The sequence below is a fragment of the Streptomyces sp. NPDC047022 genome (genome assembly GCF_040644155.1).
Classification (GTDB): Bacteria; Actinomycetota; Actinomycetes; order Streptomycetales; family Streptomycetaceae; genus Streptomyces.
The window spans coordinates 1-11007 of sequence record NZ_JBEYVV010000029.1; the positions used below are offsets into that span (position 1 = coordinate 1).

An 11007-nucleotide genomic window follows, 5' to 3' on the forward strand; every position below is an offset into this window, starting at 1 on the left:
GCAGCGTCGCCCCGATGTCCGACGTACGCGTCGTCGTCATCGACTGCACCGACACCGGCGCGTCCCCGCCGACCGCCACCGACCCGACCTGGATCCGCCGCGACACGCGTCGTGGCGCTATCGGCCGGGCCGGCACCCCGGGAACGCCCAAGGGAACGGCGGTCATGCCGTCACGCCTGCTTTCCGCTGGTCATGGTCTCGCGGGCGGCCCGCAGCGACTCCTTCAGGGAGCCCATGGTGGCGAGGACGGCGGTGGGCTCGTAGCCGCAGTGGGCCATGCAGTTGGCGCAGCGCGGATCCTTGCCCCGGCCGTACTGGTCCCAGTCGGTGTCCTCCACCAGCTCCCGGTACGTGGACACGTATCCGTCGCTCATGAGGTAGCACGGTCGCTGCCAGCCGAAGAGCGAGTAGCTGGGGATCGCCCACGCGGTGCACGGGAAGTCGACCTTGCCCTCGAGGAAGTCCAGGAAGAGGGGGCTCTGGTTGAGCCGCCACCGCCTGCGGTTGCCGCCCGAGAACGCCTTCTTGAACAGCTCCCGGGTCTGCTGCACGCCGAGGAAGTGCTCCTGGTCGGGGGCCTTCTCGTAGGCGTAGGCGGGCGAGAGCATCATCTCGTCCACCTGGAGGTCGTCGTTGAGGTAGTTCAGCACCTCCACGACGGTCTGCGGGGTGTCGGTGTTGAAGAAGGTCGAGTTGGTGGTGACCCGGAATCCGCGCCGCTTGGCCTCCTTGATGGCCTCCACCGCCTCGTCGAACGTGCCCTCCTTCGCCACGGAGGCGTCGTGCCGCTCGCGCAGCCCGTCGATGTGCACGGCCCATGCGAAGTACGGCGAGGGCGTGAACTTGTCCATCTTCTTCCGCATCAGCAGCGCGTTGGTGCACAGGAAGACGAACTTCTTCCTGGCGACCAGCTGCCGCACGATCTCGTCGATCTGCGGGTGCATCAGCGGCTCTCCGCCCGCGATGGACACCATCGGCGCCCCGGACTCGAGCACCGCTCCCACGGCCTGCGCGACGGGCATGCGCTGCTTGAGGACGCCTGCCGGATGCTGGATCTTGCCGCATCCCTCGCACTTGAGGTTGCAGGCGAAGAGGGGCTCCAGCTCGACCAGCAGCGCGAACTTGTCCCGCTTCCTGAGCTTCTGTTCAAACAGGTACGTAGCGACCTTGATGGACTGACGCAGCGGCATGGCCATCTGGCTCACCTCCGAGGGAGCAGCAAAGAACGGTGCCATTCGAAGAAAGCTGGGAGGACGGCACGTAGGACGCGGAAAGCCGATATTCCACCGCGCAAGGTGCCGATCCGGACGAGTTCATGTTCTGGAGCGTCCACGACCACCCGTACGGCCGCAACCGGGCGCGTACCCGCGCGCACGGCGCTGTGCAGTGTGGCGGCGGACTCCATGTCGACGGCGATGGCGCCCGTGGCGAACAGCCGCGAGCGCTCCTGGCCCCGGACGATGTGGTCCGAGCCGGTGACGGGGCCGGTGTGGACGGTATGCCCGGGAAGGGCGCGCGCCAGCTCCCTGACCAGCAGGTCGGTGCCCACGCAGGGGGTGCTGCCGTGCGGGTCCCTGGCCTCCTCGGCGACGACCAGGTCTCCGGGGTGCATGCCGGGGGCGAGCCCCGCGCAGAAGCCGGTGGCCAGGACGGCGGCCCCGGCCAGGGCGGGGTCTGCGAGCAACCGGGTGACCGACCGTTCGGCCGCACGGGGGCCCATACCCGTTCGGAGCAGCGTGACGGGCCCGTCGGCGCCGCTGCGGTCACCGCTGCGCAGGGCGAGGTGCTCGATGCCGAGCGCGCAGGCGATCAGCAGCGGTGCCGCTTCGGGCTTCTCGCTCATCGGCTCCCCTTGGCCTCGGCGAACGGCTCGCCGTTGACGTAGCGCCCGAGCGCGGTGAGGGGGAAGACCTGGCGGTAGAGGTGATAGTTGATGGAGAAGTCCCAGGGGAAGCCGGTCCCGGTGAAGTACGGCTCGTCCCAGGAGCCGTCCTCGTTCTGGGTGCGGGCGAGGAAGTCGATGCCGCGCTCCACGGCCTTGCTCTCGTGCTGCGAGGCGGCCAGCAGCGCGAGCAGCGCCCATGCCGTCTGGGAGGCGGTGGAGGCGCCCCGGCCGCTCCATTCCTGGGCGTACTTGTAGGAGCGCAGGTCCTCTCCCCAGCCGCCGTCGTCGTTCTGCACGCTCTCCAGCCAGGTGACGGCACGGCGGATCGCCGGGTGCGTGGCGGGGAGGCCGGCGGCGGTCAGGGCGGGGACCACCGAGCCGGTGCCGTATACGTAGTTGACGCCCCAGCGCCCGAACCATGAGCCGTCCGGCTCCTGTTCGGCCAGCAGCCATTCGATGCCCCGCCGGGTGCGCGGGTCGTGGGAGAGGCCCTCGATCGCGAGCATCTCCACGACATGGGCGGTGACATCGGCGGACGGGGGGTCGATCACCTCGCCGAAGTCGCAGAACGGCAGCCGGTTGGGGAACGGGCTGGTGTTGTCGACGTCGAAGGCGCCCCAGGCACCGTTCCTCGACTGCATGCCCAGGTTCCAGCGCACCCCGCGCCCGATCGCCTGCTCCATCCGCTCCGGGTCGTGGTGCTTGACCCGGCGCAGCGCGAGGACGACCTCGGCGGTGTCGTCGATGTCGGGGTAGTTGTCGTTGTGGAACTCGAACGCCCAGCCTCCCGGCGGGAGTTGAGGGCGCCTGATGGACCAGTCTCCCGGCCGGACGATCTGCTCGCCGAGCATCCAGTCGGCGGCCTTCACCAGCTGGGGGTGGTCGGCGGGCACGCCCGCGTCGGCGAGCGCGATGACGGCGAGACAGGTGTCCCACACCGGGGACTGGCATGCCTCGATCATCCGGGCGCCATCCTCGCGCCATACGGCGAAACGGTCCAGCGAGGCGATGCCCTCGCGCATCACGGGGTGCTGAAGGTCGTAGCCGAGGAGGTGCAGGGCGATGACCGAGTACACCGCGGGCGGCTGGATCCCGCCCCAGCAGCCGTCGTTCTCCTGCCGCTCGATGATCCAGCGGGCGGCGGTGTTCATGGCGGCCTTGCGCAGTCCGCGCGGGGCGACCTTGCGGAACCGGTGCAGGGCCTTGTCCAGCCGCTGGAAGACGCCGTCCCAGCTGGCCACCGGGGCGAGGTCCCGGGCCGGGTTCGGGTCGTGGGCGTCGGTGTGGAGCTCGTCGAGCGGGAAGGGGGCGGGACGCACCGGGCGCTCGGCCGAGACGATGGTGAGCGGCACGATGGTCTGGCGTGCCCAGCATCCGAAGTCGTAGATGTTCAGCGGCATCCACTGGGGGAACCAGATGAGTTCCGGCGGCAGCTCGGGCAGGTCCTCCCACTTCCACCAGCCGAACAGGGCCAGCCAGATCCGGGTGAAGACCCGGGCGGAGGCGATGCCGCCCTGCTCGCGGATCCACGCGGATGCCTTCGCCATGTAGGGCGCGTCCGGGGCGTCGCCGGCCAGGCGCAACGCGACGTACGCCTCGATGGTGGCGGAGAGTTCGCCGGGTCCGCCGTAGAAGGTGGCCCAGGTGCCGTCCTCGCGCTGCTCACCGCGGATGAACAGGGCGGCGGCCTGGGTGGTCCGTTCGTCGCGGATGCCCAGGAACTGGCGGAGCATCAGGTCCTCGGCGTCCATGGTGACGTTCGTCTCCAGGTCGCCCTTCCACCAGCCCTGGGCGTCCTGCCGTGTGAGCAGGAAGTCCCTGGCACGGCTCATGGCGCGCGCGGCGGCATCGTGAGCGCCGACCGTCCCGGCCGCCTCCGGGAGCGGTGCGTCTGTTTCGCTGGCCGAGGCGATCCGGGGCGGCAGGGCCCCGGTACTTCCGTCGGTCGTCGCTGTCATGGCTTCCCCTTCGTGCAGTCGTGCGAGTCGTGCTGCTGTGGGTCCGCCGTCGGCCGGTGCTCCCGCGCGCTGGGTGCTCCCGGCCCTTCGATCGGGGCGAGTGTGGGAGGGCACCGGCCGGCGACTACGCGAGGTGTATGCGACCGATAGTGATCATCTCTTTCGTACGACGACGAAGTCGGCGAGCGCGGTGAACTGCGCCCGTACTTCCTGGGGCATCCGGACCGACTCCAGGGCCTCGATGGCGATGGCGTGCTGGCGCCGGGCCTCCTGGGCGGTCCACTCGCGTCCGCCCGCCTCCTCGATGAGCGCCGCGCGCGCGGCGAACTCCTCCTCGGAGAAGTTCTCGAAGTCGCTGCTCTTGGCGTCCTCGGCAAGGAGCTGCCCGAGACGCTCGGAGGCCGCTCCGTCGGCCGCCAGCGCGGCCACCACCGGCAGGGACTTCTTGCGCTGGCGCAGATCGCTCCAGGTCTGCTTTCCGGTGGCCTCCGGGTCGCCCCAGATGCCGAGGAGGTCGTCGACGGCCTGGAAGGCCAGGCCGAGGTGGTAGCCGTACTTCTCCAGGGTGTCGGCCGTCGCGTCGTCGGCGCCGCCGAGGACGGCGCCGATGGACGAGGCGCAGGCGAGCAGGGCGCCGGTCTTGTTGCCCTCCATCTCCAGGCATTCGGCGACGCTGACGCGGTCGCGGTGCTCGTAGGAGATGTCCTGCGCCTGGCCGTCGATGAGGGCGCGGGTGGCGGTGGTCAGCCGCCGGGTCGCACGTCCGGCCTCGACGGTGCCGAGTTCCAGCAGGACCTCGCCGGCCAGTGCGAACAGGGCGTCGCCGACCAGGATGGCCTGGGCGGGGCCGTGCACCTTCCAGACGGTGTCACGGTGGCGGCGCTGCTCGTCGCCGTCCATCAGGTCGTCGTGCAGCAGAGAGAAGTTGTGCACCAGTTCCACCGCGACCGCGCCGGGCACGCCCACCTCGGGGTCCCTGCCCGCGGCCTGCGCGGAGAGCAGCGCGAGCGCGGGGCGCACCGCCTTGCCTCCGTCGCCGTCCGCGGGGTTGCCCTCGGCGTCGATCCAGCCGAAGTGGTAGGCGGCGACGGTGTCCATGGGCGGTGCCAGACGGTCCACTGCCGCCCGCAGCACCGGGGTCGCCAGCGTCCGGCCGCGCTCCAGGAGCGCGGACACGTCCACCGCGGTCTCTCGAGCGGCCGTCTCGGCCGGGGGCACAGTGGGCACAGTCTCTCCTCTTGTTGCGATGTCTGCGATCCCCGTGATGCCAGGGGTGCGGGGGTCTGCCCCGTGTGCGCCGGCGCTCATGCAGCCTCCTCGAAGAGGCCGGACAGATGCGCGCCGGAGCGGCCCAGGCCGCTCAGTGCGGCGCCCGCCGCACCGACCCCGCTGCGGACCGCGCTCTCCATGGTCGCGGGCCACCCGGTGGCGGTCCACGCTCCGGCCAGGTAGAGGCCGGGGGCCTTGGTGCGGGCCCCGGGCCGCAGCCGCCCGACACCGGGGGCGGGGGCGAAGGTCGCCGTGCGCTCCCGGGTCACGAAGAAGTCCTCCACCCCGGCGCCGCGGGCCGCGGGCAGGAGCCGCTCAAGTTCGGGCAGATAGCGCTCGCGCAGCGCCGACACGGGCTCGTCGATCTCGTCCTGTGCGGCGGACTGGGACAGCGCGAGGTACTGGCCCGCGCGCAGCCCCGAGGCCTCGGTGCGGTCGAACACCCACTGCACCGGGGAGCCGAGCGCGGCGAAGAACGGCCGGGTGAGCACCGTGCGGTCGTAGACGACATGGACGTTGAGGATCGGGGCGGTGCCGATGTCGAGCAGCCGCTCGGGGGCGTCGAGCGCTCCGGCGGGCAGCAGATCGTGGGCCTCGCGCTGCGGTACGGCGAGGACGACCGCGTCGGTCTCCAGGCTCTCGCCGGGAACCTGAACACTCCAGCGCCCGTTCCCGTCAAGGGAGATGGAGGTGACGCGTGTACGGACTTCGGTACGGACGCCCGCGGAGTCGAGCGCCTTGCGGGCCATCCGGTCGTGCAGTTCGCCCAGCGGGACGCGGGCCCATCCGATGTCGGCCGCGCCCGGGTCGGACAGCAGACCTGTCTTGAACACCATCGCGGCGAGTCCGAGCGAGGCATCGCCGGCCACCGCGTTGAGGGTGGCGACCCCGACCAGGTCCCACAGTGCCTCGATGGCGCGCGCCGACTGACCGTGGGCGCTCAGCCAGCTGCCGAAGTCCTGCGTGTCGAGCGCGGGATCCGAGAGGTCCAGTGCACGGAGCGCGAGTGCGGCGCGGCCGACTCTGGCGCGCTCGGAGAGGGAGAGATGGGGGTAGGTGGCAAGGCTGCGCCCGAGATGCAGCGGGACCGGCAGCGCGTCGCGCCGCAGTCTGCCGAGCCGACGTCCCCGGGGGCCCTCCGCGTCGAGAACGGGCACGTCGAGACGATCCTGCACGGGTGCGAGCGAGGCGGCGTCGATGCGGTCGAGGAACCAGCGGTACGCGGTGCAGCAGCGCAGATACACATGCTGGCCGTTGTCGACGGTCAGGTCTCCGCGCCGGAAGGAGAAGGCGAGACCTCCAAGGCGCGGGCGTCCCTCCAGCAGGGTGACCCTCACACCGGCGTCGGCGAGCGTCAGCGCGGCGGTGATCCCCGCCAGCCCTCCGCCGACCACCACGGCGGACGTGCCCGGGGCGGACGGCGCTCCGGGATGCCGTGCCGAGTCCGCGGCGGGCCCCTCGCGCCCTGTGCCGTCGCTCATCGTTCTGCCTCCCCTGCCGGTCCGCCGTCGTGGTGCTTGAACGATGCACGGCGGACAGTCGCAGTCAGGGACGCCGCGCCGCACCGGAGGGTTGCCTGCCGCTTTTCGGCGGTCGGGTCACCTTCGACGGGATTGTCCATCAGGCACGCCTCCTGAGGGTCCTGCGGGAGACGTTCCGCGCGTCCAGACCCGACAGGCCGCGTACGGCGACATACGCCTTCTCGCGCCCCGGAAGCGAGACCCGGCCGCGCAGTACGGCCTCGGGCTCCCGCTCGATGCGGTCCAGGAGGCGGCGATAGATCCCGGCCATGGCCGCGACGCAGGCGCCGCTGCGCCGGTCGAGCATGGGCAGGAGCTGATAGCCCTCGGCGAAGAGGGCGCGGGCCCGGCGCACCTCGAAGTGCACGAGGCCCTGGAAGTCGGAGCCCTCGGGCGGGGTCGGCCCGCGGAACCCGGCCGAGCAGCCGAACTTGGCGAGGTCGTCGGCGGGCAGGTACACGCGCCCGCCCTCGGCGTCCTCGCGGATGTCGCGCAGGATGTTGGTGAGCTGCAGCGCGAGCCCGAGGGTGTCCGCGTACTCCGGGGCTCGCTCGGCGCCGCGCGCCCCGGGCTCGGTGCCGAACACGCCGAGCGACAGCCTTCCGATGGCACCCGCGACGCAACGGCAGTACGCCTTGAGGTCGTCCCAGGTCTCGTAGGTCTCGCCGCGCACGTCCATGAGGACGCCGTCGATCAGCTCGTCCAGGCCGCCCAGCGGGATCGGGAAGTGCTCGGCTGCATGGGTGAGGGCGACCGCGACGGGGTCGGTGTCGTCCTCGGCCACCTCTTCGGCGCGGATCCTCTCCAGCAGCGCCCGGGTGTCCTCCAGCCGCTCGGCCTTGACGTCGTCCGGCAGCGCGCCGTCGCCGATGTCGTCGACCCGCCGCGAGAACGCGTAGAGCGCCGACATCGCTCGGCGTTTGGGCGCCGGCAGAAGTCTGATGCCGTACGCGAAGTTACGGGCCTGCTGCCCTGTGACGGCCTCGCAGTAGCTGTACGCGGCGAGTACCGGTGGGGACACGTGCTGTTCCGACTCCACGGTCCGGATCACCCCTCTCCTCGCAGAGTCACGCCCACCTCGCGCAGCAACCGGAGCTTGCCGGGCTTGGGGGGACCGGGAAGTACGTCGTATTCGGCGGCGGCGAGCGCGTGGATCGCCGCCCTCCCTCCCGCCACGAAGCCCGCGAGCAGCAGCCTGAGCCTGCCGTGGACGCTACCCACCAAAGGGGCGCCTTCATTCAGGAGATCGCGGGCGCGTTCCGCTTCGTACGCGACCAGTGCGCGCACCGGTGCGCCCGTTGTCTTCGTGGCGAGGTCCGTCTCCTGGACATGGAAGCGCTTCATGTCCTCGGCGGGGAGGTAGATGCGGTCGCGGCCGAGGTCCTCGGCGACGTCCTGGAGGTGCTCCACGATCTGCAGGGCCGTGCAGATCTCGTCGGAGCGGCGGATCCGCTCGGGGGTGGCGGTGCCGGTGACGGCCAGGACCAGCCGGCCGACCGGGTTCGCGGACAGTTCGCAGTACGCGACGAGGTCGGCATAGGTCTCGTAGCGGCGGACGAACTGGTCCTGGCGGTTGGCGGCGATCAGACCGAGGAACGGCTCAGGGGTGAGACCGGCGCGCCGGACCGTCGGCTGGAGTCGGCGCAGCAGGGGGTGACGGGGCGTCGCGTCGAAGACCCGGTGCAGGTCGGCTTCGAAGGCGTCCAGGAGAGCCAGGCGGTCCTCGGCCTCCTCGGGCGACACGCCGAGGAGGCGGGCGTCTGCGCCGCCGGGAGCGAGGTCGCCGTCACCGATGTCGTCCACGAGGCGGGCGTAGCCGTAGACGGCCATCAGGTCGGCGCGCCAGGCCCTGGGCAGGAAGAAGGGGGCCACGGGGAAGTTCTCGGCCGCGGCCTTGTCGAGGGTGCCGCGCTCCGGATCGCCGGTGCGGGCCGTCCCGGCTTGGGTCACCGCTCGCCGCCCCGCGCGGAGACGGCACATGCCTCGCGGAGCTGGAGATTTACCGTAACCATTGCCGTCACATCTCCCGTTCTACACTGCCGACCCAAAGCATCCTATTTCGGACACGCCGCCCGGCCGTTCGCGCAGCGCGGCAGGTGTGAGGGTGTAGGGCATTATCGCCCCAGTTGCCGCTAATCAGTACCGGTACAGCTTACGTTGTACAACGCAGCGAGGTTCCTCCGGGTGTCCCGCACATCACAACAACACACCTATTGACGTCAAGATTCCCAGGGGCAAAAAGAGTTGAGGATTCCCGCCCGGGCTCGAAGCCCTGACGGAACGTTCCGGCGGAGCTTGGGGCAAATGGGTTCATTTGCCGGTGAACTTCTCGTACTCCTTGAGGACCTCTTCGGGCGGGCCCTCCATGCGCACCTCACCGCGCTCCAGCCACAGCGCCCGCTCGCCGGTGTGCAGCCACTCGGCGATGACGGTGGGGACCCGTCCCGGCGCTCCGCTCAGCCGCGGCCGTACCGCTCCTCGGCCTTCCAGAAGTACACGAACCCGCCGGCGAAGACGGCGACGGCCCAGAACAGCGCGAAGGCCCAGATGTGCGGCGGAAGGTTGGCCGCCCCGTAGTTCTTGATGAGCGCGAAGCGCATGAGGTCCATGTAGACGGCGGCCGGGTTCACCTGGAGCACGCGCACCACCCACTCGGGCCGCCCGGCGAGCACGGTGTGGATGGAGAACATCACCCCGGACATGTACATCCAGGTACGCAGGATGAACGGCATCAGCTGGGCAAGGTCCGGTGTCCTGGCACCCATGCGCGCCAGGATCAGTGCGAGACCGGTGTTGAAGAGGAACTGCAGCACCAGTGCCGGGACGATCAGCAGCCAGGAGAGACCTGGATAGCTGCCGGAGCCCACCGCCACGGCGAACAGCACGATCATCGAGAAGAGCAGCTGCTGGAGCTGCTGGAGCGAGAAGGAGATGGGCAGGGAGGCACGCGGGAAGTGCAGGGCCCGTACCAGCCCCAGATTGCCGGAGATCGCGCGGACACCCGCCATGACCGAGTTCTGGGTGAAGGTGAACACGAACACACCGGTCACGAGGAAAGGGATGTACGTGCCGGGCGGCAGGCCGCGGCTGGCCTTCAGAAGCAGCCCGAAGATGAAGTAGTACACCAGCGCGTTCAGCAGCGGCGTGGCCACCTGCCACAGCTGGCCCAGCTTGGCCTCGCTGTACTGGGCGGTGAGCTTCGCCTGTGAGAAGGCGAGGATGAAGTGGCGGCGTCCCCACAGCCGGCGGACGTACGCGATGAGCCCGGGCCGGGCACCGCTGACCGAGAGTCCGTACTTGGCGGCCAGCTCTCGCGCGCTCAGCCCTTCATCGGGGGACGGCCGGCCGCCCACCGTGACACCGCCGTCATGCGTCGTTCCACTCACAGGTCGGCAAACTCTCCGTATCCGGTCCGCGCGGGCTGCCCGCACACGAGGGGGAGCCGGGATGTGGGTCCCACCCGCTGGTTCCGAGTACCGAGCTTGTCAGATCACCGGGGGACGGCCCAGTCGAGTCAGCCGCCAGACCGTACGCCACCTCATCGGGCGGCGGGGGCCGCACGGGGCCGTCCAGCCCTCCCGGAACCCTCCGAACCACGCTCTGAGCGCGGCCCGCGAGGGGCGGCGCAGCAGCGTCAGCAGCATCCAGACTCCCAGGTAGACCGGGACGAGGACGGCGGGCAGATTCCGGCGGGCGAGCCATACCCGGTTGCGGGCGACCATCCGGTGGTAGACGGCATGCCGTGAGGGCGCGGTCGTGGGGTGGTACAGCACCGTGTCCGACCGGTAGTCGATCATCCAGCCGGCGTCCAGGGCACGCCAGGCCAGGTCGGTCTCCTCATGGGCGTAGAAGAACTCGTCCGGGAGTCCGCCCACCTCGGCGAAGACCTTGGTACGAACGGCGTTGGCGCCGCCGAGGAAGGTGGTGACCCGGGAGGAGCGCATCGGGTCGGAGGCGCGCAGCCGCGGCACATGGCGGCGCTGGGTCTCGCCGGTGTCGGGGTCGGCGATGCGGAAGCTGATGATCCCGAGCCGGGTGTCCTCGGCGAACGCCTCTCGGCACAGCTCCGCGGTGTCGGTGCGGGCGAGCAGGCCGTCGTCGTCCAGGAAGAGCAGGACGTCGACGTCGCGGCCGCCCGGCCCGAACGCCTCGATGCCGACGTTACGGCCGCCGGGGATGCCGAGGTTCTCGGGCAGCTCGATCGTGCGCACGCCTTCGGGGACGTCCGGCACGGGCGAGCCGTTGCCGACCACGACCACCTCGACCGGGTCGCCGTCCTGCTTGGCGACCGAGTCGAGGAGCGCGCGCAGCTCGGCGGGGCGGTTGCCCATCGTGATGACGACCGCCCCGACCTTGACGGCCCCGTCGCCCTGTA

General features: G+C 70.8%; 11 protein-coding genes and 1 pseudogene. All 12 read right to left on the reverse strand.

Annotated features, from left to right (window positions below):
• The coding region (locus ABZ845_RS24860; RefSeq protein ID WP_360983383.1) for a flavodoxin-dependent (E)-4-hydroxy-3-methylbut-2-enyl-diphosphate synthase at positions 1 to 166 on the reverse strand (166 nt) is incomplete at its 3' end.
• A gap of 4 nt (positions 167 to 170) precedes the next feature.
• Entirely contained in the window at positions 171 to 1196 is a 1026-nt protein-coding gene (gene hpnH / locus ABZ845_RS24865) for an adenosyl-hopene transferase HpnH (protein WP_360983256.1), read from the reverse strand.
• Between the two features lie 5 nt (positions 1197 to 1201).
• Positions 1202 to 1843: a 1-hydroxy-2-methyl-2-butenyl 4-diphosphate reductase gene (locus ABZ845_RS24870; protein WP_360983258.1), complete on the reverse strand. Its 642-nt coding sequence runs from the start codon at positions 1841 to 1843 to the stop codon at positions 1202 to 1204.
• Positions 1840 to 3843 carry a squalene--hopene cyclase gene (gene shc, locus ABZ845_RS24875; protein WP_360983260.1) on the reverse strand — a complete coding sequence of 668 codons (2004 nt, stop codon included), beginning with the start codon at positions 3841 to 3843 and terminating at the stop codon, positions 1840 to 1842. The genes ABZ845_RS24870 and shc overlap by 4 nt, the downstream gene beginning before the upstream one ends.
• Before the next feature lie 153 nt (positions 3844 to 3996).
• Complete coding sequence (locus ABZ845_RS24880; RefSeq protein WP_360983262.1) at positions 3997 to 5151, reverse strand: polyprenyl synthetase family protein; 1155 nt, start codon at positions 5149 to 5151, stop codon at positions 3997 to 3999.
• The gene (gene hpnE / locus ABZ845_RS24885; RefSeq protein WP_360983264.1) at positions 5148 to 6593 is read right to left on the reverse strand and encodes a hydroxysqualene dehydroxylase HpnE; all 1446 of its coding nucleotides are present in this window, start codon (positions 6591 to 6593) and stop codon (positions 5148 to 5150) included. The genes ABZ845_RS24880 and hpnE overlap by 4 nt, the downstream gene beginning before the upstream one ends.
• Complete coding sequence (locus ABZ845_RS24890; RefSeq protein ID WP_360983266.1) at positions 6590 to 6733, reverse strand: DUF6380 family protein; 144 nt, start codon at positions 6731 to 6733, stop codon at positions 6590 to 6592. Before ABZ845_RS24890 ends, hpnE begins: the two co-directional genes overlap by 4 nt.
• Entirely contained in the window at positions 6733 to 7683 is a 951-nt protein-coding gene (gene hpnD / locus ABZ845_RS24895; RefSeq protein WP_360983268.1) for a presqualene diphosphate synthase HpnD, read from the reverse strand. The genes ABZ845_RS24890 and hpnD overlap by 1 nt, the downstream gene beginning before the upstream one ends.
• Positions 7680 to 8582, reverse strand: coding sequence for a squalene synthase HpnC (hpnC, locus tag ABZ845_RS24900; RefSeq protein ID WP_360983270.1), 903 nt, complete (start codon positions 8580 to 8582; stop codon positions 7680 to 7682). Before hpnC ends, hpnD begins: the two co-directional genes overlap by 4 nt.
• 360 nt (positions 8583 to 8942) lie before the next feature.
• Positions 8943 to 9032, reverse strand: a pseudogene (locus ABZ845_RS24905) (ABC transporter ATP-binding protein); the annotation flags it as partial.
• 56 nt (positions 9033 to 9088) lie between these two features.
• Positions 9089 to 10018, reverse strand: a complete 930-nt coding sequence (locus ABZ845_RS24910; RefSeq protein WP_360983272.1) for an ABC transporter permease — start codon at positions 10016 to 10018, stop codon at positions 9089 to 9091.
• Between the two features lie 99 nt (positions 10019 to 10117).
• On the reverse strand, positions 10118 to 10963 hold the full coding sequence (locus ABZ845_RS24915; protein WP_360983385.1) for a glycosyltransferase: 846 nt from the start codon (positions 10961 to 10963) through the stop codon (positions 10118 to 10120).
• Positions 10964 to 11007 lie beyond the last annotated feature (44 nt).

Excerpts from the sequence above, each read along its gene's own strand:
- ABZ845_RS24890 (WP_360983266.1), bottom strand. The coding sequence starts at position 6,733 with ATGGACAATCCCGTCGAAGGTGACCCGACCGCCGAAAAGCGGCAGGCA.
- ABZ845_RS24880 (WP_360983262.1), bottom strand. The coding sequence starts at position 5,151 with ATGAGCGCCGGCGCACACGGGGCAGACCCCCGCACCCCTGGCATCACG.
- shc (WP_360983260.1), bottom strand. The coding sequence starts at position 3,843 with ATGACAGCGACGACCGACGGAAGTACCGGGGCCCTGCCGCCCCGGATC.
- hpnH (WP_360983256.1), bottom strand. The coding sequence starts at position 1,196 with ATGGCCATGCCGCTGCGTCAGTCCATCAAGGTCGCTACGTACCTGTTT.
- hpnE (WP_360983264.1), bottom strand. The coding sequence starts at position 6,593 with ATGAGCGACGGCACAGGGCGCGAGGGGCCCGCCGCGGACTCGGCACGG.
- ABZ845_RS24870 (WP_360983258.1), bottom strand. The coding sequence starts at position 1,843 with ATGAGCGAGAAGCCCGAAGCGGCACCGCTGCTGATCGCCTGCGCGCTC.
- ABZ845_RS24915 (WP_360983385.1), bottom strand. The coding sequence starts at position 10,963 with ATGGGCAACCGCCCCGCCGAGCTGCGCGCGCTCCTCGACTCGGTCGCC.